The organism is Novosphingobium sp. (genome assembly GCF_965214355.1).
Lineage (GTDB): Bacteria > Pseudomonadota > Alphaproteobacteria > Sphingomonadales > Sphingomonadaceae > Novosphingobium.
This window is the reverse complement of sequence record NZ_CBDCBI010000002.1, coordinates 3,781,773-3,805,161: the sequence shown is the minus strand read 5'-3', so window position 1 is coordinate 3,805,161 and position 23,389 is coordinate 3,781,773. Positions and strand designations below refer to the sequence as shown.

Genomic DNA, 23,389 nt, shown 5'->3' with positions numbered 1-23,389 from the left:
GCACGAGCGACGCAATGATTGCTGGAATTTAACGAACCGGCGCTTTACACGTCCGCCGGGGATATCCCGTTTGCAACGAGCCAAGGCGTTTGCGGCTGGCGATTGTGGTTCGCCTGGGTGTCATCGGTCTGAAGGAGTCGACATGAAGCTGGTAATGATCGGCTCGGGCTATGTGGGCCTGGTTTCGGGTGCATGCCTCTCCGATTTCGGGCACGACGTGATCTGCGTCGACAAGGACACGACCAAGATCGAAACGCTGTGCGATGGCGGTATCCCGATCTATGAGCCCGGGCTCGACGATCTGGTGCAGAGCGGCATAAAAAGCGGCCGCCTGCGGTTTACGACCGATCTGCGCGAAGCTGTCGCGGGCGCCGAAGCGGTGTTCATCGCGGTCGGCACGCCGTCGCGGCGCGGCGATGGCCATGCCGACATGGTCTTCGTCCATGCGGCGGCAAAGGAAATTGCCGCGGCGTTGACGGGTTTTACCGTGATCGTGAACAAGTCGACGGTGCCGGTCGGCACCGGCGACGAGGTGGAACGGATTATCCGCCAGACCAATCCCGAGGCCGATTTCGCGGTCGTGTCCAATCCCGAATTCCTGCGCGAGGGCGCAGCGATCAACGATTTCAAGCGGCCCGACCGCGTGGTGATCGGTGGCGACGATGCGCGTGGCCTGGCCATCATGCGCCAGGTTTATCGCCCGCTGGCGATCGGGCGGTCGCCGGTGGTCGAAATGAGTCGGCGTAGCGCCGAACTGACCAAATATGCCGGCAACGCGTTTCTTGCGACCAAGATCGCGTTCATCAACGAAATCGCCGATTTGTGCGAAAAGGTTGGCGCAGATGTGCTCCAGGTCGCGCATGGCATCGGGCTCGACCAGCGGATCGGGTCGAAATTCCTGCATCCCGGACCCGGCTATGGCGGATCGTGCTTTCCCAAGGATACGCTGGCGCTGCTGAAGACGGCAGACGATCACGATACGCCGCAGCGCATCGTCGAAGCGGTGGTGACGGCCAACGACCGGCGCAAGCGCGCGATGGGGCGCAAGGTCATCGATGTGCTCGATGGTGATGTGCGCGGCCGGCGGATCGCGATCCTTGGCCTGACGTTCAAGCCGAACACCGACGACATGCGCGATGCGCCCTCGATCGCGATCGTGCGCGCGTTGCAGGACGCCGGTGCGCAGATCCACGCGCACGACCCCGTTGGCGTCGAGCAGGCGCGCAAAGTGCTGTCGGATGTCGTGTACCACGATGACCCGTACGACGCGCTGACCGGCGCCGATGCCGTGGTGATCGTCACCGAATGGGACGCATTCCGCGCGCTTGACCTGCCGCGCGTCAAAGGCCTGCTGGCGCGGCCGGTGGTGGTCGACTTGCGCAATATCTATCCGCGCGACATCGTCGAGGCCGTGGGCCTGACGTATTACGCGGTCGGGCGCTGATCGTTCAGGATATGGCCAGCGCGCGCAAACCGGTCCGGCTGGCCATCGTCGTCAGCCATCCGATCCAGTATTACGTGCCGCTGTATCGCGAGCTTGCACGCGATCCCGATATCGATCTTAAAGTCTTTTATTTCAGCGATCTTTCGATCCGCGGCGGCTTCGACGAGGGGTTCGGCGGCGAAGTGCGCTGGGACATCGACCTGATGTCCGGGTACGACAGCGAATTTGTCGGCAAGCACTATGCGACCAATCACGTGTCGGGGTTCATGGCGTCGAACGAGCCCGCGATATTCGGAAAAATCGCCCGCGGACGGTTTGATGCGGTGCTGCTGAGCGGCTATGGCCTGGTGGGCAATCTGATGGCGATGGCGGCGGCGCGGATGACCGGCGCGCGCGTGCTGACCCGGTCGGATTCGAATGCCGAACTGCTGGGTGACAAGCCGCAGTCGCTGGGCAAGAGCATTTATGTCAAAACGTTTTTTGCCGGCTGCAGCGCGATGCTGGTATCGGGAGAGCGCAATCGCGAATTCTACCGCTATTGGGGCGTGCCCGAGGCGAAGCTGGTTGATGCGCCATTCACCGTCGACAACGATCGCTTTGCGGCTGACGGAACGATCGGCGAGGCCGAGCGCGCGGCCTTGCGTGCATCGTGGGGGTGCTCCGACAATCGCCCGGTAATGGTCTTCGCATCGAAGTTCATGGCGCGCAAACAGCCATTGATGACGATGCAGGCCGCTTTGCAGCTGGCGCGCGAAGGGGTGAAGCTGCACCTCGTGATGGTGGGATCGGGCGACCAGGACCGCGAATTGCGCGATTTTGCTGCGGCGCATCCCGAACTGCCGGTGCATTTCACCGGGTTTGTCAATCAGGGCCAGATGCCTGCGTTGCTGGCGGGGTCGGACGTGTTCGTGTTTCCCTCGACCGGCGAACCCTGGGGCCTGATCGTAAACGAGGCGATGGCGGTCGGGCTGCCGGTGGTGGTCGGCGAGCGGTGCGGCTGCGTGCCCGATCTGGTCAGGGAGGGCGAAAACGGCTTTCTGGTCGGCGATGGCGATCTTGCCGGTCTGACTCACGCGATGCGGGCGCTGGCCACCGATCCCGGCTTGCGCGCGCGGATGGCGCAGGCCAGCCGCGACATCATCGCGCATTGGGGCCTGGCGGAGACCGCGCAGGGCGTGCGCGAGGCATGCGGGCTGCCGCGCATTCGCGCCTAGCGCTGCTTGCGCACCAGCCGCATCAGCAGGCGTTGCGCCGGCTGCTCGAAATAGAGAAAGACTGCGATGGATCCCGCGATCGTCGCAAGCGGGCTGAGAACCAGGTCGAACGGTGCGCGAATCAGGGCCGTGCAGAGCGAATGCATAGGTTGCTGCAGGATATAGATGCCATAGCTGGCGCCGCCGAGCAGCAGCATCGGGCGTGTCGACATCAGGCGCGACAAGGCGCCCGCGCCGTACGCCAGGGTCACGATGAACAAACCGGTCAGGACCGTAAACAGCGCCTTGGCATGGGGATCGTCGGCAGTGGCCATGACCACGACCATACCCAGCGCCAGCGCGATTTCAGCAGCGTTGGCCAACAGCGGACCGATGGGGCTATCTGCAGACATCAGCGGCCAGCGCATGAACAACTGGCACAGCGCCATGCCATAGATGAATTCGGCCATGCGAAAGACAGGAATCGGAATCTTGGCATCGGGGCCAAGGAACGGCACGGTGCCGCCCGGGCTGACGTTTGGAACCGCAAACGCGACGATGAACACGGCGCAGGCCAGCGCGAGCACAATCGTTCCGAAGCGGTCGAGCCGCCGGACAAACGGCCAGTAGAATGGAAACAGGATGTAGAACGCGGCCTCGACCGACAACGTCCATGCCTGCATCACCCATGAAAATCCGAGATGGCTCGCGGCCGGCGTCCATGACTGGGTCATGGTCAGCACCGCGAGCGCATGGGGAATTGTCAACGGCTCGGTCAGGACCGGCAGCGCCAGGACCAGCGACAACGCATAGACCGGATAGATCCGCGCGACTCGCGCCCAATAGAACCGGCCTGTCGCTGATGCGGGAAACGCCTGAGAAAAATGGGCGTACGTCATGATAAAGCCGGACAGCACGAAAAACAGGGTGACGCCGAGAAACCCGTTGTGCAGGAAGTGGCTGACCAGCTTTGGCGCGTGGATGCGATCGGAAAACCCGGCGCCGTAATGGAATAGCAGAACCGCCATCGCGGCGAAAATCCGGACACCCGTCAGCGCGGGCAGCGCACGCGGGCGTTTTGCAACATCAGTGGGCACTGCAGCAACAAGCGGTTCGGTTTCCATATCTGGTGCATGTGACGTGCGCATGCTTCCCGAAAGCCCAATTTGCAGGCCCGGGTATTTTGGCACGTGATGAAGAGCAAAAGGGTTCGCCGCATGCAATTCGCACTTGCGGTAGGCAGGCGTGCCTGCATAGGTAGATGCCAGCCAGCCCGAGCGGCCGGGGCCAAGCCGGGACAGGGTGTACCAATGCGCAAGAGCGACGAGCCGTTGACCGGCGAATCTGGACGTTCGCTTGACGGGGCCCCAAGTTTTTCGCTGGCAAACCGGTTTTATCGGCTGACCTGGGGTATAGCCTGGCTGGTGCTTGCGGCATGGACCCCGCCGCCGCTGCACCGCTGGCGCCGGCTGATCCTGCGCATGTTTGGCGCGCGGATCGGTGAAAAGGCGCGTATTTACGGCTCAGCGCGGATCTGGTCTCCGGCCAATCTGGTTGTGGCGCACCACGCCACGATCGGGCCCCGCACGCAGATCTATTCGATGGGCCAGATCGTCATCGGCGAATACGCGGTCGTGTCGCAGGGTGCCCATCTGTGCGCCGGTACCCACGATGTCAGCGATGTGCATTTCCAGCTGCACGTGCGCCCGATCCACATCGGCGCCCGCGCATGGATCGCGGCCGAGGCCTTTGTCGGGCCCGGGGTGACAGTCGGGGATGGTGTCGTGCTTGGCGCGCGGGGTTGTGCGATGCGCAACCTGGAACCGTGGACGGTTTATTCGGGAAATCCGGCGCAACCGATCCGTCCGCGCCAATTTCGCAATGCGCCCGATCTTTTGCAACCGTAACGGTGGGCGGATTTGGTCGCGCGCGATGACCAGAAATTAATGCATCGAAATCGCATGAGAACGATACATCAGGTGTGATTGTACTGTGTCGCAAAGCCTCTGCATCGCCTTGACGTTTCAGGGAGCGCCGTTTGGGGGCGTTCGGCCTCTGGCGACTGATTTGCGTTCATTTGCAAAGGATCCAGGTGTTGACATACAGTTCGAATGGTATCGCGCTGATGGCCCTGACGACGGCGCTGGCCGCTGTCGGAATGACGGTTGCCGAAACGGCAATGGCGCAACCCGGGTCGTCGGCGGACACACGGGCGCTGGCCGTCGAGGGCACGGCACTGGCGCGCAGCCGCCAGATGATCGCGGGAAATACGGCGCTATCGCAGGAAAACCAGATACCGACGAGTTTTCGCAACGTGGTCAGCCTGACCGATCCCGACGTCGCGGCGCAGGCACAGGCGCTATCTGACAAGGCGGGCCATGGCGGCCTCTATCTCGATTATTACCGCTTTGCGGTTGCGGTCAATAAGGTGCGGTCAAAAAACGCCGACTTGTTCGACATACCCAAGGGCATTTATCACCTCTACCCGCCTGTCGATGTGCCATCCTACATGGGCGTCCTGGAATTTGCCAATCTGTCGCATGTCGTCGTCGATGGCCATGGCTCGACTTTGCTGTTCGCGTATCTTGGCAAGCGCGAAGCGCCGCTCACCAAATTACATCTGCGCGGTGGCATTTCCATCACGCATAGCGATCACTTCACGCTGCGCAATGTCATCATAGACTATGATGAGCCGCTTGCGGTTCCCGTCACGGTTGCGGGCAATCCCGGTTCGCAAACGCTGACAGTCGATCGTGCCTATCCGATCGATCCCGCGATGCCGATACCGTTAACTATATTCATCCCATTCGATCTCGCGCGCCGCACCTTCAACTATTCCAACGATATGTCGCCAGGCGATTTTTCAGCCTGGTTTGCCGAGCATGCGCGCGACGGGGCAATACCCTATACTTGCCCGCCGCCGGTGACCGGCATCCCGGCTTCGGCCTGTTTTCGCTATGCCGGGGGCCAGACTTATGCGTTCGCCGGCGGCGAGCGCCTGAGCCCGGTGCCACCAACCAGCGGCAACTTTTTTGCCAGCGTGCGCGACAACAATTATTCCGCTGTCGTCGTCGAAGGCAACTCGGCCAACATCAATCTTGAAGGTTTGACGATCTGGAGTTCGCCCGGCCAGGGAATTGTCGTTGGCGACGCGGATAAAGCCATTCATATCGCGCATTGCCGCATTGTGCGCAAACCCGACACACTCTTGCAAGCGGGCGAGCGCAAGCGGCTGATTTCCACGCTGTCCGACGGGATCGATGTGCTGACCAGCCGCGGCGATGTGGTGATCGACGATAGCGAAATCGGCAACCAGGCCGATGATGGGCTCAACATCCGCGGCGCGTTAAGGAATGGCACGGCAATCGGACACGCCACGATCCAGGCTCCATCTTCGGGCGATGGAAGCTATTGGCGAGTTGGCGGCCTGGTCGATGTTTTTGGTGACAAGGGCAACCGTACGATTGCGTCGGGCGTCGCCATCGCCAGGGTCGATCCGCCGGCACAAGGCAAGACGCTGTATACGATTTATCTTGGGCCCGGATCTGCCGCGATGCAGCCCGGGCAGACGTATGCGATTGCGCCGCGCGACTGGGGTACATCGAATGTTGTCGTGCGCAATACCTGGTTTCATGACAACAGCGAGCGCGGCATTATCCTTCATGGCAACAATATCGCGGTTCTCAACAACCGCTTTGATCGCACGGCTGAATCGGCGGTCCAGATCCTTTATGAAAACAAATCGGGTGAGCTTGAGGGATTACCGGCTACCAATGTCGTGATTGCCGGGAATGTCATTCATGATGTCAATGTGCATTGGTTTGGCTCTGGCACGCGATCGGTGGCGGCGCCGGCCGCGATTGCGGTTTATATGGAGCGGCGCGCCGACTTCGCCGCAAGCAGCGGGCTTACGGATGGCGATGTCGTGCCACGCCACATCGTCATCAGCGACAATACGATCGATAAAGTGCCGGGCGCGGGCATCCTGGTTTCACAGGCGGACGATGTCACGCTCGAACGAAACCATGTTTCATCGACCGGTTTGCACAATTTCGGCCAGGCTGCGATCGATGGCAACGCCATCCTGGTCGAGCATGTGACCAGATTGCATGCGGCAGATAATTCTGCAGACGCGCGGATCGTGCTTCCGGTCCAATGAACGAAAACCATCGACCGCAGGGATGCGCGGTCGATGGCCTGCCGTGTGGTCAAAAGAGGGTTCGCGGGCCGGTATCAGGCGGCTTTCTCGATCCGGAACATGAAAATGAACGATTTACGTGGACGGCGTAAAATCCACATATTGTCCATGATGCGCGCCACAAAGCGGAGCTTTGGCGGAAAGTAATGATCCCACTGCGCATTGGGGATATAGTAGAAATCAATCTTGGTGATCGGCAATTTTTGCTTCTTGATTGAACTGACGATATTGCTTTCGCGCGACATGTTGTAATATGCGGGATAGTCGTTGACCGCTTGGCGGGCCTGGCTGCTGACGAGCTTTTTGTAAAAATTAAGCAATCCCGATGCCTGGATCGTGCGCGTAATTTTCGCAAACGGGTGATAGTAGTTTGGTGACATTGACCAGTAACAGGCGCCGGGCTTGATGATCGCCACGACCTTGCGCAGAAACGGGTCGACTTCCTTGACATGTTCCACGACGTTGTAGGAATATGCCATGTCATATGTATTGTCGCCGACTGGAAGTTCTTCGACTCCACAGGTCCAGCGATTGGCCAGGTTTGGCGCGGGCTCGATCATCGGAAACGGATCGACGCCGTCGAGTTGGCCGACCGAAGCTTCGAAATACTTGTACGCCGGGTTATCGCCATGGCCGCATCCGATATCGATCACACGTCCCGAAATAGCAGGCTCGGCACCGATAAGATTACCATATGTTTTTTGAAAATCGCTTCTTTTCAGATTATAATAATTCCATGAATGGCCGGTGTCGATGAAGTGGACGTTGATAATAGGAACTTGAGACTTATCATCCATGGCGACGCTCCAAATTTTGTAGATGGGCAGGTTTGCCAGAATGACCGAATATCGTGCTTCAAGAGCGACGGTCAGTACTAGATTGAACTCGACTGAACAACTGATCGTATACGATCAAGATGGCGGCGATCAGAATTATCGGCAAAAAGCTTCGCACAATCAAAACCGGCAAAGTAATATCTTGTTCACCAAAGAAAAAAATTGATGAAGCAATGTATACCGCCCAGGGATTTTCCCAAATGCTACCGTTGCATACTCTTTTTACCAGTGCAAAAAATGCCAGCATGATAAGTGGTGCAATCACCAGAACACCCCAGGCGCCAGCCACACCGTAGCCGGTTCCGAGCATGCCCAGGGCTGGGCGCGCAACCACGTTGTTTTCGCGGATGCCGTAACGCCAGGCAATCTGGTCAACCAGCACATCGAGACTATGTTCGCCGGTTATGAATTTAGGCAGAACTTCAAGAACGATTTCCTTAAAATACGCACCTAGACCCAATGGCTCGGTCAAGCTTGCGCGCGCAGTCAGGTCGATCGGAATCAGCATCGTAAATCGGTCGGTGTTGAAGTCATTGGGAGCCAGGTAATTCAAGCGTGTGGCCAGTGAACTCGGATCGTCTGCTCCAGGCAGCTTGGCCTCGATTTCTGAAAGCTCGATCGGCGAAAAATGCGCTTCTTGCAATATGTGGAATGTTTGTGCGATTCGCTCCGACTTCACGAGGTCCATAGCGCGGATGATGTGGATCAACGGCGTAACGTAAAGAAACAGGACCATCACAGCCGCTGTGCCCAGCGCGATGACTCTTGGCCTTACGCGAACGCGATAGGCGATCATATGGACGCCATATGTGACGGCCAGCATGAACCCCAGCAGTTTCTGGTTGTTCAAAATCGACAGCGCGACGCCTGTGCCAATCGTGATGATGATCAATACGCGATCGATCTGGGAGCCGCGACGCGCCTGGAGCGACAATTGCATGGCGAGCGCAAGCTGAACGATCGGCAGCAGCGATCCCAGCGTTGTCAAGCTGCTTGCGGTGGCCAACCCATTGGCCACCTCCTGCGCCGAATGCGACAGCGTCGACAAGACAATGGCAAACAAGTTCGCCATAAGCGACAGTGGAAGCGTAAATCGGGCGAGGAAACGCGGGTCTGCGAAATAGCGTTCGAAAATGCCCCAGGTACGTAAACGTGTGCCGGGGTAATACGAAGTCATTCCGCGCATAACCCACAAATAGGCCAGGAAAATCAATCCAAATCCGCTGACTAGGTATAGCGAGGTCAGCAGGGGAACCTCGAGATTTTCCTGTACGGGCTGAAGCACCAACGATTTTAGGACAAGTGCAAATGTACCGTAATAAAATGACAGCGACAGAAACAGCAGGTCGTTGGGATCGAATGACTTGCGTGTCATCGGCACCAGTGCGGTCAAGCACACCAGATCGATTGCGATCAGCAACAGGATATTGGCGCCGATCACGATCTGGAACAGCGACAGCAAGCCGATGACGAGCAGATAAATGGCGGCGTGGCGGGGCAGGGATTTCATCGCGGCGCCAGCCCCGATAGAGCGATCGCTATGGGACCTGATACCGCAAATATGCGCGTCGTCATATGCGCTCCGCAGCCTGATTTACGGGGGTTTGTCATGCTGCACCTGTTTCTTCAACACGCCTGCAAAGGCAAGCGGTTTGTTTCCTTGTGTGTGCCAGGATAATCATGGCGCCAGGCGATCCTTGAGCCTGAGGAACGGCAGCTCGATCAGGTAGTACGACGCGGTGGCCGCAGCCAGCGACAATGCGATGGCCATCAGCGCTCCCTGGGGAAATATCGACATCCGCAGGGTAAACAACTGCTGCCACACGTACAGGCTATACGAAATGCGACCGCCGAACTGCATCGGCCAGGTACGCAGAAGCCACGCAAGCCGGGTCTGTGGCCCGTGGATCAGCGCGATGATCAGCAGGCCTGCGGATGCCGCCTCGAGCGTGCGGCCATATGTGACCGTCCAGAACCCGCGCAGATGCGCCTCTAGCACTGGGCACAGGACCAGCAGGAATGCCAGGTTGGCATAGAACAGCCATGGTGACAGCCGCGCCACTTGGGGGCGCAGCCTTTCCCCGGACAGACTGAGCAAGGCGCCAAGCGCAATCGGATCGATCCCAGTGTGGAACATCGCGGTCAATTGCCCGCGCGAGAACGGGAACAACACATAGGACACGATCCGCACCACGGGCATAATCGCGATGATCACGATCAGCACCTTGGTGGCGCGCCCGCGCAGCAGCAGCATGGCCAGTGGCCATGCCCAGTAGAACTGCTCCTCCAACGCCAGCGACCAGAAATGACCGAATATGGTGAAGCCCTGGCTCGAGGGATCGGCCCTGGTCAACGTGAAGCTGTAATTCCACAGGTGGGTTGCGGCCAAGATAAAATTCTGGGGCCGGGCGGTGGCAAAGTGCAGCGACACGCACACGAGAGCGACAAGGATATAGGCATAGGATGCGGGCCAGATGCGCAAGGCGCGGCGCAGATAGAATTGCCTGAGCGCGATCGATCCGGTGCGATCGAGTTCGCGAGTCAGCAGCCCGGTGATCACAAAGCCGCTCAGGACAAAAAAGATCAGTACCGCGACGCCGCCGTCGAACAACACGCCGATCGGCCCGAAATAGTTGGTTTCGGGCACCTCAACGAGATGCGACATGAGGACCAGCATGGCTGCGACGATCCTCAGGCCGTCAAGTTCCGCGAAACGCTTGGTCATGCACGCTCTTTCGATCGATCAATGTTGGCTGCCACCGGGGCGGGCCGAGCGCGATCCAGTCGGGACTGCCCCGGTACGTGCAAAACGCTCAAAATCGCACAGAAAAACCTGCATTGCCGTGATTCGCGGGCGGCTACGCCTACCAAATTCCCGGTTATGCCCAGACAGGATTTTTACTGCAATTGCGAGCAAAAACGGGCAGTACCGCGCATCGATTAGTGGGCTGCCTGATGTCAGAGCGCGCCACGCTTCGCGAACTCGAGCACAAGGCCTGCGAGGAATTTTGAATGTCGCAAAAGCACCAACATTATGTCGGCATGGATGGATTTCGCGGGATCGCTGCAATACTCGTTGCCGTTATTCATATTTCGCAAGAATCTAAAATCCCTACGTCGGTGAATAATTTTCCGATGGCGGTCGATTTCTTTTTTATGCTTAGTGGATATGTCATTGCACTTTCTTACGAGAGAAAAATTGCCGACGGGCAACTGGATCTTGCGGGTTTCATCAAGTTGCGGTTAATGCGCCTGTACCCGATGATCTTTTTTGCCGCCGTACTTGGTATCACCTGGCGGATGGTGGAGGGGCGATTTTCGGTCGGCTCGATCGCGATCAGCGGCGTCGCGGCCTTGCTGTTACTACCGGTTGCGCGCTTTAGCGGCGGCCACAGCACCAACTCCTATCCGATAAATGGACCAAGTTGGTCGCTGACGCATGAAATGATCGCCAACATCGTGTTTGCTGCCTTTGCCGGATTTTTCAGGAACGGCCGGGTGCTGGCGGTGGTCACTGCGCTTGTCTCGCTGATAGAGATCATTGTTGGAGTTCGACTTGGGCGCCTCGACTTTTCGACAGCGTGGGCGGACCAGGGTTATGCGGTGTTACGTGCCATGGCGCCGTTTCTGGTCGGTGCGCTGATCTACCGTTCGAGCAGGATCTGGAAACCGGTCGTATCGAATGGCGTGCCGCTGGCAGGGGCGCTCGTTCTTGCGCTCGTGCTGTTCGCTCCTTTTGAAAATGTCTTCTACAGCATTGCATGTATCTACCTGATATTCCCCGCAATCATCTTTGCCGGCATGGTCCAGCCCAAGTCCGCTTGGCTAATTACAGTATTCGCTGTGCTTGGCGAAATCTCATACCCGCTTTATGCGGTGAACCAGCCGCTGGCGCGCTGGCTCAACTATTTTGCTGGGCGGTATGCAACCATAAATCCGCAGGTGTATATCGTTGTGGCATTGGCGCTGGTGACGGCGATTGCGTTCGGAATATCCCGGCTTTATGATATTCCGGTGCGCGCTATGCTGCGGCGCAAACTGGCTTCACCGCGCATGGCGCAGACAAACGGCCTGTGATCTTTCGCTACCGACCGGTAGGGCATCTGTTATGCAGGCTAATTGCGAGGGTGTGGGCGATGCGTTCGGCGCCGGCGGAATTGGGATGTATTTCGTCGGCATAGAAGCGCGCACTGCCGGGGCCGGTATTCAGGGCGGACCGGACCACCGCGATGCCCTGGCTCGCAAGATCGGCCAGGAAGAGCTGCTCTGCCGCAACCCGCGCCGGCGGCATCGGCTGCGGACTGTCATGGTAGAGCACGATCAGCGGCACATGGTTCCGGGCGAGCCCGGCTGCCTGAGCCCGCACAATTATCCGATTGAGCGCAAATTGCCGTTGATCAAAAGTGCCATCTGGCACGGAGCCCTTGTCTGCAGTGGGCGGAGTTATCCCGAGCCGGGGCAGGGCGTAGCGAAAAAGGATTTCGCTCAATCCGAACATCGGCGGATGGCTGGGAAAAGCGGGGTTGCTGTCAACGATACCCGGTCCCGATGAGGATTGGTCCAGATCCATATAGTTGATCACCCAGACGACCGACTGAGCACCATATAGCCCGTGTCGTTGCAGCCACGACACTTCGTCCGATAGCGCCCAGCCGCCGGCCGAAGCGTTCAGGACATCGTTTTTGCAGCCATTGCTTGCCAGCTCGCGCGAGGTGCGCGCGGCAAATGTCTGTGCGTCATCAAGCTGCGTTCCTCCGTTGGCGACCGAATCACCCAAAATCATTATCCGCCACGTGGCGGGCGCCTGCCGAGGGGGCATGGCATCACCGCGCACACCCAGCGTGTTGATCGTGGTCGTTCGCCCCAGGCGGACCACGCGCTGATCCGGCACCAGTTCATAGCTGTCGGGTGTGCGCCGGTAGAGCAGGGGGCGGCCAAAGCCTTCATGGCGTGCGGCCAGTTCGGCGCCAAGCACAACGGCAACCGCTGCAAGTGCGACAAGACCAAGACGGTGCTTCACGTCAAACAATCGCGATCATGCAGCTACTGGGTGGTGAGGTCCCGGCGCCTTGGCAGTTTTGGCAATGTCGGCGAGAATATCGACCACTCGCCGCGCCGCCGCATCAAGTTCGTAATGCGTGTGATAGCAATCGGTTGCGGCGTGCGACATGGCTGCGCGTTCGCCGGGTGACATGCGGGCGAACTGCCGCAGCAGGCTGACCGTGCTTGCCAGGTCATGCGGCCCGACAAGACCTGCCTTGTGCTCGATCACCGTGTCGCACAGGTTGACGCGGTCGCTGATGATTACAGGGGTGCCGCACGCCATGGCCTCGGCCACGACAATACCGAAATTTTCGCCATGCGACGGCAGCACGAACGCGTCTGCCGCGTGATAGGCGCCCCATTTGACTTCGCCCGTGATCATGCCGACCCAATGCACGCGATTGGCGATGCCGAGCGTGGCGGCGAGATCCTTCAGTTCTTTGGACCAGCCAACCTGGTCTGGCCCGGCCATGACCAGATCGACGTCTCCCAAATCCGGCAAACATTGGGCAAAGGCACGCAGCAATGTATCGCACCCTTTCTTGGGATGGATGCGGCTGAGAAACAGCAGGAACTTGCGCCCGCGCAACGCAGGAAAGCTGTCGTGAAGCGCCGCAAGCGAGACCTGCGCGTCCTGGACGGGGCCCTGGCAGCCATAGCCGACGAGCACGGGGTGGATCCGGTAGGGCAGGTAACTGCCATCGGCGAGATCGATTTCGGCCTGGGTCGTGAACAGGCCACCGCTGGCGCCACCAAGTAGCGCGCCTTCGATGAATGGCCATTCGATCCTTTTGACGATATCTTTCAGCGGGTATTTTTCGCGATGCCAGGGATCGAGCATGCCGTGCGGGAATACGCAGTAGGGCACGCCGCTACCGACCATGACTCGCCGGGCGAGCAGCGTCGAATAATTCCACAGCCCGTGAACCAGGACCATGTCGTAATCCTGGACGATTTCGGCCATTTTTCTGGCGGCACCGGGCGCATAGCCATAACGATCGAACGCCGCCGACAGGCCCGGCCGGCGGATCGGTGAGCCAAGCCTGCCAAAGGCATGTTTGACCAGCCCGGGCTCGAGATACGGCGCGTCGGGGGCATCGAGAGTCAGAATATCGACCTGATGCCCCATGCTCCGCCAGATCTGCGACATCGCGCGAACCGTGTGTTGGGGCCCACCCGCCAGCGGGTTGAGGCTCAGGATAACATCAAGGATCTTCATGGATTGCGTGTTTCGTGAATGCGTGGGCGAAGGCAAGCAGTTTGTGGTGTGATCCCGAATTGCGACATCAGCAGGCCACCTAGGGTCCTGCGCGAACCAGGGTTACGGCGTCCAGCGTGACAGTCCTGTCGGTCGGGCGCAGCCAGAATGCCAGCGTCGGAGTGGTGCAGTTGCCCGCAAACCGGAGGGTTACTGCAAATGTGCCGGGCTTTCCGGGAACGGGCGTGCCTGGCGCCGCCGTCGCCAGATCGGTCCCGCATCCGATACCTGCCGCCAGTTTGCCCGCGGACGCAGGATCGCTGTCGGGCATCTGCCAGGTCAGCGTGTATGTGCCGGGCCCAATCGCAACGCGTTGGGCGATGACTTGTTCTGCCACCCCGCGCGATGCTGCGATCTGCACGCCGCCGTGCCCCGCCGCATTCGTGAGCGGGCTGATCGTGACATCGGAACTGTAGGTCGCAAACCAGTCAAGCTGGCTGGCACGCGGCTCGGTCGCGAAGTGCACGAAGTGCGGATCGTTGAGGGCATTGCCCGACGGGTCTGGCCGTCCGCCGGGAACGCAGGAGGCATTGTGCACGGCTGTCGCATTACGGGTGTCGCCCGCCTCGATCAGCCGGTCGATCAGCGCGCCCGTCTGGAAACACGTCCAAACGCCTGGTCCGGTGCGTGCGATCAGATCCGCACGCGCTGCCAATTGGTCAGCGGTGGCATGATCGACATCGAACACCACCCCCGATGCCCAGTTCGGATGCGCGCGCAGCCGCGACGCCAGCGCATTGCGCCCGCCATCGTATTCCAGAAGTGCGTTGTAGACCTGTTCGCGCGCCGGTTCGCCCAGCGGGTCGTTCAGCAGGGCATCGGCCTGAAGCGCGGCGGACTGAAAATCCCCCACCGCGATACTCTGTGCCATCCAGTAGCCGTGTGTGACCTGGTCGCGCCATCCGCGCGTGGCGCTGACCCGGAATGCGTCATCGGCGCCAGCCGGGTCGCCGGCGGTCAGCCTGACCCGGCCCAGACCGCCGATCACGGTCTCGTCGACCGGATCGGACAGCAGCGCGGCATTCATCAACGGGATCGCCGTGCCGAAATCGTGCCGGGATGCCGCAATATAGGCCGCGTTGATGGGGGCATTGCGCGCATAAGGCCAGTGGATCACTGCCGCAATGCCCGCAGGAATTGTGCCATCCTGCGCGGCCAGCCGATCCAGCCCGCTCAGCAGTGCGGCGCCGGCAAACCCGGCTGCCGCGATTGTGATGGTCAGCTGAAGGGCGAAAGCGCGCACCGGCCCTGCTTCTCTTATTTTTCGTCTGAATAGTAGGAATACCGATAATAATCATAGCCATAATAATCGGTATAGCGGTTGGCCGCCTTGGTCGCGTCGAACATCGTCAGCACGCCGCCCAGGATCGTGGCACGCACGCCGCGCAGGCGGGTAATGCTCGAACGCAGCGATCCGCGCCGACCGCGATCGGCCTGGATGACGAACACGGTGCCCGATGCCAGGTTCGACAGATGCGGCGCATCGGCAAAACCCATGACCGGCGGACAGTCGAGCACCACCACGTCGAAGCGCTGTTCCAGCTCGCGCAGGAAATGCGTCATCCGGTCCGAGCTCAGCAGATCGCTTGGTGCCGGCGGGATCGGGCCGGACGTGATGTAGCTCAGCCCGTCCTTGTCGCTGTGACCGATCACATCGTCGATTTCGGCCTGGTGCGTCAGCACCGACGACACGCCCTTGGTGTTCGCCACATTCAGCATGGCATGCTGCGACGGACGCCGCAGATCGACGTCGACCAGCACGGTGGTACGGCCCAGCTTTGCAATGCTCTGCGCGAGCGCCAGCGCGGTGGTCGATTTGCCTTCTGCCGGCTGCGAACTGGTCACCACGATCGATTTCGGCAGGCCGTTCGGGGTCGAGAACAGCAGCGCGCTGCGCAGCGAGCTGTACCCTTCGCTGACCAGCGATTTCGGATCCTTGAGCGCCGTGATCAGATCTTCCTGCGGCAGCGACGGGATGACGCCGAGCAGCGGAATATCGAGCTTCTTGGTGATGTCTTCCGGAATGTGGACGGCATCATCGAGCTGATGACGCAGGGTCACGGCGATGGCGGCGAGCAGGATGCCGATGGCCAGGCCGATCGCCAGATACTGGAACAGGATCGGCGCGCTGGGCTTGATCGGCACTTCGGCGCGATCGATGATCGCGATGTTGCTGGCGCTGATCCCGGCCGAAGCGGTCAGTTCCTTGTAGCGCTGGAGCAGGCTGTCATACAGCGTACGGTTTGTATCGGCATCGCGCGACAACAGGTTGTAGCGCACCATCTTGTCCTGCTCGGCGAGCGAAGACCCCTTGAGCTGGTTGACCTGCTGCTTGAGCTGATCGTCCGCAACGACCGCAGCGTCGTACTGCTGCTTGACCGAACTGCGGATGCTGGAGGCGATCTGATCGATCTGCTTGCCGATCGCGGCGTCCTGCGCACGCAGCTTCATGACCGTCGGAAAGTCTTCGAGATGGCGTGCGCGTTCGCTCTGCAGTTCACCCTGGACCGTGGCGCGCTGCGACAGCAGGGCGCCGACGGTGGTGTTGGCGAGCACTTCGGGCGAATTGAGCACATTGCCATGCGACAGCGCGTCCCAGCGCTGTTGCGCCGCAATGCGCTGCTGCGTGGCGACGTTCGACGACAGGTTGAGCTGCAACAGGCTGGCCGACGTGACCGAACTGGCGGCCATGTTGTTGTTGTTGTCGGCGGGCTGGGCGCCGTCACGCGTCTTGATCAGGCCGGCGGCGCGCGCATAATCGTTGAGATCGCGCTCGGACGTTTCCAGTTTTGCGCGGGCTTCGACCAATTGGCCCGAAACGAATTCGCGTGCGTAGGCCGAACTGTCGAAACGGCGCTGCAGGTTGGCCTGGATGAACTCATCGGCCCAGGCGTTGGCGATCTTTGCCGCGAGCACAGGGTCGGTTGCCGAAAACGTGATTGTGGCCAGGCGCGAGTTGCGCGGCATGATCGCTGCCTTGTGGTCGAGCAGCGCCTTGATCGTGTCGTCGTAGATTTTGGCCTTCGATGTCGTTGTCAGGTCTTCGCGCTTGCCGACAGCTTTGTAGAACGCCGGATCGCCGACCAGCTTTAACCGCTGTGCCACGCGGATGGCGATTGCGCGCGAATCGATGATGTCCATCTGCGTCTGCAGGAACCGCTCGGTGTCTGCAGTGCTCTGGAGTTCCGTGCCTTCCTGATCGGTGTCGTTGCCCTTGCCCAGGACCTGCGCGGTCTGGTTGTTGATCTGCACCGATGTCGAAGCGGTATACCGCGGCGTGGTGACCATCGTGACGATGAGAGCGGCAACCAGCGACAGCGTGATGATCAGGCCGATGAATTTGGCATAGCCAAGCACGATCACAAACAATTTGCGAAGGTCAGTGCCCTGTTTGTCTTCGGCGTTGTTTTCGGCGCCACGCCCGACATGCAGGCTGGCCATCGCCGCCTGGTATTCGGTTACAGGATAATTTTGAGTTGGCTGCACCTGGCTAAACCTTGTCATAATTAAAGGGTCATTGCTTTGACGAGGCCGGTCGGACCCTGCGGCAATGTCAGTCGATGTCGTTAGAATCCGTTCCGGGTATTCAGCGTGGCAAACACGTTGAACAGCGGCGCGGCCTGCAGGACATCGCGATAGACCGACTTGGCATGGCTCAGGCCGACCATGACGACATCGCCGTTCTGGATCTGCGGATCGGGATCGTTGCCGGTGCGGATGCGGGTCACATTGAACCGCGCGACCATGCGCTGTTGGCCGATGGTGCGAAAGATCACGACCTCGCTAAGCCGCGCCTTGAGCGTCGGGCTCCGCGCAAGCGCCAGTGCGCTAAGCAGCGACGTATCGCGTGTGATCGGATAGCTGCCCGGTTGCGTCACTTCGCCTTCGATGCTGACCAGGCGCGGGGTTGGCGTCGTGATGTTGATCGTCACGTTGGGATATTTGATATATCGCGCGCCCAGCACGGTTTCGATCTGGTGCTTGGCCTCGGCCGTCGACATGCCACCGACCTTGATTGCCCCGGCCAGCGGCACCTGAACATAGCCGCCATCATCGACAATCATCTTGTCGATCTTCATGTCTGGTTCTTCAAGCACCGAATATGTCAATTCGTCGCCTGGCGTGATCTTGTAGTTGGTCAGCTCTGCCTTGTCCTCGATCGGCGGAATGATCTTGTAGGCTGCGGCGTTCGCCGGCAGGTGATCGTAAAGGTGCGATTCACACCCGGCGAGGCAAAGGCTGACCGCGAGTACTGTTACGGCTTTCGACAGATTCACGATGTTACCTACTCCTCGATTCGGCTCGGTACCTTGCAGATGCCGCACTGTCGCGCCCAAATGGCCTTGTAGCGTGTTGCGGCGAACCATATAGATCGGCATTGCCGGCCTTTGGGCCACACATGCCGGACTACCTCGGTCCCGGTCAACGCGCTCGATCAATTCCCGATCTCCCCGGCGTGTGGCCTTGCGATCATGTATATGTGGACATCGCGTCCCATAGCTGCAGCATAGCGCTTGCGGCACAACCCTTGCCCTAGTTTTGTGCTTCGCACAATATATCCAGTTTGATCAAAGCACGGCCGTGAAGACCAGTGTCATTCCGGAGCATGTGGTGCCGCCTTTGCCGGCATCAGCATCGCGACCGACGTACCGACCAGCGCGGCCAGCGCCATGCTGCGCATCGGATAATCGAACAGCGCATGGATGCCGAGGTGTAGCAAAGTCCCGGTGGCGAAAATGACCGTCGCGCGCATGTCCGGATCGGCGCCACGGCTCAGCGCCAGCCGCAACGCGCGAATGTTGCAGCTCAGAATGATCACGCTTGTCGCCGCCAGCACGAGCAGCCCTGGCACGCCTGTTTCCATGACCCATTCCAGCCAGTCATTGTGCGCGCGGATGTCACGCAACGGCTTCAGCCGTTCGATACTTTGCGCTGCATCATACAGCACCGGAAAGCTGCCGATGCCGCCCCCCAGCGGCCAGACCGAGCGGATTGCGGTTATAGTGTCGTGCCAGATGTCCCAGCGACCGTCGCCAACACCGTCGAACCGGCTCAATGCATGCTGCACCTGCTCAGTAGGGAGCAGGATCAGGCATGCTGCGGGCGGAATCAGAATGACGAGCCAGGCGGCGCGCGACAAGCGCCGGGCGATCACCGGCCACATGATCCAGATCACGAACAGGTATGTCAGCGGCAATAGCGCCATGCCGGTGCGCGACCCGGTCAACACCGCACCGAGCGCCAGCGCGAGCATCGCCGCCACCAGGACGGCGAGGGTCGACGCGCGCACATGATCGCGCTGCTGCACTTTACCTGCCAGAATGGCCGCCAGCGCCAAGATACCGATCTGCAGAATATCGGTCTCGGCGTTGCGATTGGCCTGAAAACCGAACAACCAGCCAAAATTGGCATCTTCATACAGCGACCACGTCAATCCGCCCGCCTGCGTGAGTTGCAGGCAACCCAGCACGATCGAAACCAGGGCGACCCCGGCGATGATCCGGCAAAGCGTGCGCCGCCCCGCAATATCGATCCGCGCCACGCTGATAAACACTGCAAGTTCGGCAATTATGGCCAGGAAAGACGCAAACGTCGTTGCGGGCGTCATCGTGAACGGCATCCAGCGATTGGCTTGGCCGATCAGCGTCAACGCGGCAATTTCGGGCTGACGTCCCGGTAGCGTATGCCACAGCGCGGCAGGAAGCGGGATCAATTGCGCTATTGGCATCAGCAACGCCAGCGCGGTGACGACCAGCGCAGCCCTGGAAATCCGCGGCGCCGTGTTACGTGCGGGGCGTCCGGGCCACCAGACCGCCAGCACGATTAGCAAGGGCAGCACCAATTCGAGCACGAATTCCATTCCGGGATTGCTCGTGCCGCCGCCGCCCAGCAGCAGGCAGGCCAGCACCATCGCGGCGGCGAGCGCATTCCTGCGGCCGCCGACCGCGCGTTCGATGCTCCGGTATGCGGCGCGATCCGGCCGCAACTCGGCGGCGCGCGACGCACCCGGTCGTCTTGATGCGGCGCGTTTGGCACCTGACCGGGATGATTTGGGGCGAAGGCTTCCTCGTGGCACTTGCATCATGTCGGGACCTTGCGCTCGAAACCGGTTTGCGCGGGGCAGGCGCGGGGTCTGCGGCCGGCAAGCCGGGAACGATCAATGGCATCGATCATGTGGCTGGTACAGGGTGTTTGGCAGCGCGCAGTTCCGATGGGGTACGGTGCGCTTTGTGTAGCACTTGTTCCATGCGTCTGCTCCGAAAATCAAAAACCCGCCTGACCGAAGTCAGACGGGTTTTCATTTCAGCAAGCGTACGGCCGATAAGGTCAGCCGCCCGTCGAGCCTTTTTTAGCAACTTCGTAGATACCAAAGCCAACTGAGCCGGCAGCTGCAAAAGCGATAACGACCGGCAGGACACCGATGACATCAGAATTGGCGCCATTGCGCTTTTCCGTCAGACGAACCAGCTTCACCGGGTGAACGTGGCTGACAGCGGCAACAGGCACAGCTGCGCCGGGCAGAGTGTCGGCAAATGCAACTTGCGAAGAGGCGAGGCCGAGGCCAGCCAATGCTGCGAGAGCGAAATTAACGGCTTTCATCGAGAACCTCCAAATCTTTGGCTACCCCATTGAACTACCACTAGGGGGGCGATGTTGCAACAGCGAAACGATCACCCGAGCCGCAACGGACTAAATAAGGTGTCAGCCTTTTCAATTCGTTCGCCGGTGCAATGTTCCATTTGCATGCGAGATCGCTCGAAATCGGACCAAATATCTGATTCAACACGCAAAGTAATCGCGGTACCATGCAACAAACGCCCGTACGCCCTGCGTGAAGGGGGTCGCCGGGGTGTAGCCGGTCAATTCGCGTAGCTGGGTCGCGTCGGCCCACGTCGCCGGCACGTCGCCCTTCTGCATGTCGAGATACGTGCGAATCGCCTTGCGCCCGCATTCGCGTTCGATCGAATCGATGAAATCGGTCAGCTTCACTTTGTCGGAATTGCCGATGTTGACCACGCGGAACGGTGCCACGGGGCTCAGCGTGTCCCAATCGGGGATCGTGGCGGGATCATCTGTGCGCACCGGGACCGCATCGATCAGCAGGCGGATGCCGTGCACCAGGTCGGTGACATACGTAAAATCGCGATACATTTCGCCATGGTTGTATATTTCGATCGGGGTATTTTCGAGAATTCCCTTGGCGAATTTGTACAGCGCCATGTCGGGCCGGCCCCACGGACCATAAACCGTAAAAAAGCGGAACATCGTCGTGGGCAACGACCACAGATGCGCATAGCTGTGGGCCATGATCTCGGTGGATTTCTTGGTCGCGGCATAGAATGTCAGCGGATGGTCGGTCTGCTGCTTTTCGCCGAACGGCATCTGTGTGTTTGCGCCATAGACCGATGACGTCGAAGCCATCAGCAAATGCCCGACCGCAAATTCGCGCGCGCATTCCAGCACGTTGAATGTGCCGATCAGATTGCTTTCGAGGTAAGACCGGGGGTTTTCCAGACTGTAGCGCACGCCGGCCTGCGCCGCGAGGTGAACCACGACTTCGGGCCGTTCGCGCTCGAACAGCGCGGTCAGCGCGGCCATGTCTTCCAGCCGTGCTTCCACGGCGTTGAACCGCGGCGATTGCAGCAGCATTGCGTGGCGTCGGCGTTTCAGATTGACGTCATAGTAATCCGTCATCGCGTCAAATCCGATGACGTCGAACCCTTCGGCAAGCAGGTGCTGGCTGAGGTGGAAACCGATGAAACCTGCAGACCCGGTGACAAGAACTTTGGGCAAGGACTTGAACTTTCCTGTTGCAGCGCAAAACGACGCTGTTGCCGGTCATGTCATGCAGGTCTTGACCGACTGTTAGCGAACCGCATTATTTCGAAATGCCACCCACCGCCGGGGTTGCGGGGCGGTGGGTGGCGCTTAAAACAAAAACGCTCAGAACGCCTTTTCGTGGACCAGAACCCGGATCGTGCCGAGGATGATCTTCAGATCGCGCAGCACCGTCCACCCGTCGAGATATTCCAGATCGGCCTGAAGGCGATGAGTCAGGTCGGTTTCTGTATCGGTCGCGCCGCGAAGCCCTCGCACTTGCGCCAGCCCTGTCAGCCCCGGCTTCAGCGAGTGGCGCAGCAGATAGCGCGGATCGACTTCCCAGAAGCGTTTGTTGCCGGCGAGCGAGCCGATCGCGTGCGGGCGCGGGCCGACAAGGCTCATGTCACCGCGCAACACATTGATCAGTTGGGGCAGTTCGTCGATGCTGGTCCGGCGGATGATCCGGCCGATGCGCGTGATCCGGTCGTCTTCGCGGCTGGCCGAACGCGCGCCCGCCTGGTCGAGCTTCAGCGGGCTCATCGAGCGGAACTTGTAGATCCAGAACAGACGGCTGTTGCGGCCTTGGCGTTGCTGGCGAAAGAACACCGGACCCCGGTCTTCCAGGCGGATCAGGATCGCAATCGTGATCAGCAAAGGCAGCAGGAACAGCAGCGCGCAACCGGCAGCGGCGATATCCATACCACGTTTGACCGCGCGATCCTGCATGCTGAGCGGGCCGACCGACACGATCAGCGTGCCGAACGAATGGCTGCGCCGCGCGCCGACGACGCCAAGGCTGTAGACATCGGGATCGACGATTTCGCCGCTCACGTTCGACCCCTTGAAGATCATCGCCCATGCCGCGCGCCGTTCGGGCACGCACGATACCAGCACGCGATCCATGTTTGTCATGAACAGGCCGAGCCGGTCGAGCATGTGCGGGTCGCAGAAATCGGGCTTCAGATTGTGCTCTTGTGCCTGCACCACCCAGGCGCCAGGCACGCGCACCGGGGCACCGCCATCATCGATGATCAGCACGTTTTCCACCGTCGGCCCACAGTGATGCAGGATGAACGGGCGCACGACACTGCGGATGCTGGCCAGCACGATCACCGTGGCCAGCACGTTGAACCCCATCGCCATGCGGCCGATGGCAAGCGGGCTATGCGCCAGGTATGCTATGAAAATCAGCGCGGTTACCGAACCGAACACCGCATAGATGACCCGAACCTGCGCAAACCGGGACGAAATCAGCGCCCTGATCGAATAAAGCCGCAAGCTGAGTGCGATCGTCCAGAACACCGGAATGAACAGCAGCACCAGATTTGCAAGGATGGCGCGATCGTCGATCCGGGGGAGCGTCAGGCCAACCGACACGAACGCGATCGCAATGCCGAGCGCATCGAAGGCCATCAGCGCAAGATAGATCTGCAGGCGCCGCCGTTCGAGCGAGGGCCCCAATGGCAGGATGAAACGGCGTTTGTCGGTGATGCCTGCACCGTCACGGCCGTCTTCACGCAACGCAGCGCCTGCACGACCCGTGCCTGCGCTAGTGGCGTTGCTGACGCTCGTTGTGGTCATATCACCCCTGTGGAA

The 23,389-nt window shown here is 60.1% G+C and carries 18 protein-coding genes; 5 read left to right on the top strand and 13 right to left on the bottom strand.

Annotation, left to right across the window (positions count from 1 at the left end; all coding sequences use genetic code 11):
• The first annotated feature begins 142 nt into the window (after window positions 1-142).
• Both ACOOE2_RS17540 and ACOOE2_RS17535 read left to right on the top strand, forming a co-directional pair.
• Window positions 143-1,444 (top strand): UDP-glucose dehydrogenase family protein, encoded by a 1,302-nt coding sequence (locus ACOOE2_RS17540; RefSeq protein ID WP_420384266.1) that lies wholly within the window; start codon window positions 143-145, stop codon window positions 1,442-1,444.
• An 11-nt stretch (window positions 1,445-1,455) separates the two neighbouring features.
• A complete protein-coding gene (locus ACOOE2_RS17535; RefSeq protein ID WP_420384265.1) occupies window positions 1,456-2,658 on the top strand; it encodes a glycosyltransferase family 4 protein in 1,203 nt (400 codons plus the stop codon).
• Here the strand turns inward: ACOOE2_RS17535 and ACOOE2_RS17530 are convergent.
• Entirely contained in the window at window positions 2,655-3,761 is a 1,107-nt protein-coding gene (locus ACOOE2_RS17530; RefSeq protein WP_420384264.1) for an acyltransferase family protein, read from the bottom strand. The two genes, ACOOE2_RS17535 and ACOOE2_RS17530, sit on opposite strands and share 4 nt — an antisense overlap.
• A gap of 186 nt (window positions 3,762-3,947) precedes the next feature.
• Here ACOOE2_RS17530 and ACOOE2_RS17525 point away from each other — a divergent pair, with 186 nt between their 5' ends.
• Complete coding sequence (locus tag ACOOE2_RS17525) at window positions 3,948-4,544, top strand: putative colanic acid biosynthesis acetyltransferase (protein ID WP_420384263.1); 597 nt, start codon at window positions 3,948-3,950, stop codon at window positions 4,542-4,544.
• 188 nt (window positions 4,545-4,732) lie between these two features.
• Complete coding sequence (locus ACOOE2_RS17520) at window positions 4,733-6,796, top strand: right-handed parallel beta-helix repeat-containing protein (RefSeq protein WP_420384262.1); 2,064 nt, start codon at window positions 4,733-4,735, stop codon at window positions 6,794-6,796.
• 74 nt (window positions 6,797-6,870) lie between these two features.
• Here ACOOE2_RS17520 and ACOOE2_RS17515 read toward each other — a convergent pair whose 3' ends face one another.
• From ACOOE2_RS17515 to ACOOE2_RS17505, 3 genes are all read right to left on the bottom strand, one after another.
• Entirely contained in the window at window positions 6,871-7,632 is a 762-nt protein-coding gene (locus ACOOE2_RS17515) for a class I SAM-dependent methyltransferase (protein ID WP_420384261.1), read from the bottom strand.
• A gap of 58 nt (window positions 7,633-7,690) precedes the next feature.
• On the bottom strand, window positions 7,691-9,181 hold the full coding sequence (locus ACOOE2_RS17510; RefSeq protein WP_420384260.1) for a hypothetical protein: 1,491 nt from the start codon (window positions 9,179-9,181) through the stop codon (window positions 7,691-7,693).
• 168 nt (window positions 9,182-9,349) lie between these two features.
• Entirely contained in the window at window positions 9,350-10,396 is a 1,047-nt protein-coding gene (locus ACOOE2_RS17505; protein WP_420384259.1) for an acyltransferase family protein, read from the bottom strand.
• A 287-nt stretch (window positions 10,397-10,683) separates the two neighbouring features.
• Here ACOOE2_RS17505 and ACOOE2_RS17500 point away from each other — a divergent pair, with 287 nt between their 5' ends.
• On the top strand, window positions 10,684-11,748 hold the full coding sequence (locus ACOOE2_RS17500) for an acyltransferase family protein (protein ID WP_420384258.1): 1,065 nt from the start codon (window positions 10,684-10,686) through the stop codon (window positions 11,746-11,748).
• A 7-nt stretch (window positions 11,749-11,755) separates the two neighbouring features.
• Here the strand turns inward: ACOOE2_RS17500 and ACOOE2_RS17495 are convergent, their stop codons facing one another.
• From ACOOE2_RS17495 to ACOOE2_RS17455, 9 genes are all read right to left on the bottom strand, one after another.
• Complete coding sequence (locus ACOOE2_RS17495; protein WP_420384257.1) at window positions 11,756-12,646, bottom strand: hypothetical protein; 891 nt, start codon at window positions 12,644-12,646, stop codon at window positions 11,756-11,758.
• 60 nt (window positions 12,647-12,706) lie between these two features.
• The gene (locus tag ACOOE2_RS17490) at window positions 12,707-13,933 is read right to left on the bottom strand and encodes a glycosyltransferase (protein WP_420384256.1); all 1,227 of its coding nucleotides are present in this window, start codon (window positions 13,931-13,933) and stop codon (window positions 12,707-12,709) included.
• 79 nt (window positions 13,934-14,012) lie between these two features.
• Complete coding sequence (locus ACOOE2_RS17485) at window positions 14,013-15,215, bottom strand: hypothetical protein (protein ID WP_420384255.1); 1,203 nt, start codon at window positions 15,213-15,215, stop codon at window positions 14,013-14,015.
• 14 nt (window positions 15,216-15,229) lie between these two features.
• Window positions 15,230-17,458, bottom strand: a complete 2,229-nt coding sequence (locus tag ACOOE2_RS17480; RefSeq protein WP_420384254.1) for a GumC family protein — start codon at window positions 17,456-17,458, stop codon at window positions 15,230-15,232.
• Window positions 17,459-17,538: 80 nt separating this feature from the next.
• Entirely contained in the window at window positions 17,539-18,249 is a 711-nt protein-coding gene (locus tag ACOOE2_RS17475; protein WP_420384253.1) for a polysaccharide biosynthesis/export family protein, read from the bottom strand.
• A gap of 317 nt (window positions 18,250-18,566) precedes the next feature.
• Window positions 18,567-19,958, bottom strand: a complete 1,392-nt coding sequence (locus ACOOE2_RS17470; protein WP_420384252.1) for an O-antigen ligase family protein — start codon at window positions 19,956-19,958, stop codon at window positions 18,567-18,569.
• Window positions 19,959-20,299: 341 nt separating this feature from the next.
• Window positions 20,300-20,572, bottom strand: coding sequence for a hypothetical protein (locus ACOOE2_RS17465; RefSeq protein ID WP_420384251.1), 273 nt, complete (start codon window positions 20,570-20,572; stop codon window positions 20,300-20,302).
• A gap of 180 nt (window positions 20,573-20,752) precedes the next feature.
• Window positions 20,753-21,766: an NAD-dependent epimerase/dehydratase family protein gene (locus tag ACOOE2_RS17460; protein WP_420384250.1), complete on the bottom strand. Its 1,014-nt coding sequence runs from the start codon at window positions 21,764-21,766 to the stop codon at window positions 20,753-20,755.
• A 150-nt stretch (window positions 21,767-21,916) separates the two neighbouring features.
• Complete coding sequence (locus tag ACOOE2_RS17455) at window positions 21,917-23,374, bottom strand: sugar transferase (protein ID WP_420384249.1); 1,458 nt, start codon at window positions 23,372-23,374, stop codon at window positions 21,917-21,919.
• Window positions 23,375-23,389: the final 15 nt, after the last annotated feature.

What these genes read in the sequence shown, in the direction of transcription:
- ACOOE2_RS17490 (WP_420384256.1), bottom strand. Translation starts at nt 13,933, where the DNA reads ATGAAGATCCTTGATGTTATCCTGAGCCTCAACCCGCTGGCGGGTGGG.
- ACOOE2_RS17535 (WP_420384265.1), top strand. Translation starts at nt 1,456, where the DNA reads ATGGCCAGCGCGCGCAAACCGGTCCGGCTGGCCATCGTCGTCAGCCAT.
- ACOOE2_RS17515 (WP_420384261.1), bottom strand. Translation starts at nt 7,632, where the DNA reads ATGGATGATAAGTCTCAAGTTCCTATTATCAACGTCCACTTCATCGAC.
- ACOOE2_RS17525 (WP_420384263.1), top strand. Translation starts at nt 3,948, where the DNA reads ATGCGCAAGAGCGACGAGCCGTTGACCGGCGAATCTGGACGTTCGCTT.
- ACOOE2_RS17510 (WP_420384260.1), bottom strand. Translation starts at nt 9,181, where the DNA reads ATGAAATCCCTGCCCCGCCACGCCGCCATTTATCTGCTCGTCATCGGC.
- ACOOE2_RS17530 (WP_420384264.1), bottom strand. Translation starts at nt 3,761, where the DNA reads ATGGAAACCGAACCGCTTGTTGCTGCAGTGCCCACTGATGTTGCAAAA.
- ACOOE2_RS17465 (WP_420384251.1), bottom strand. Translation starts at nt 20,572, where the DNA reads ATGAAAGCCGTTAATTTCGCTCTCGCAGCATTGGCTGGCCTCGGCCTC.
- ACOOE2_RS17455 (WP_420384249.1), bottom strand. Translation starts at nt 23,374, where the DNA reads ATGACCACAACGAGCGTCAGCAACGCCACTAGCGCAGGCACGGGTCGT.
- ACOOE2_RS17500 (WP_420384258.1), top strand. Translation starts at nt 10,684, where the DNA reads ATGTCGCAAAAGCACCAACATTATGTCGGCATGGATGGATTTCGCGGG.
- ACOOE2_RS17505 (WP_420384259.1), bottom strand. Translation starts at nt 10,396, where the DNA reads ATGACCAAGCGTTTCGCGGAACTTGACGGCCTGAGGATCGTCGCAGCC.
- ACOOE2_RS17540 (WP_420384266.1), top strand. Translation starts at nt 143, where the DNA reads ATGAAGCTGGTAATGATCGGCTCGGGCTATGTGGGCCTGGTTTCGGGT.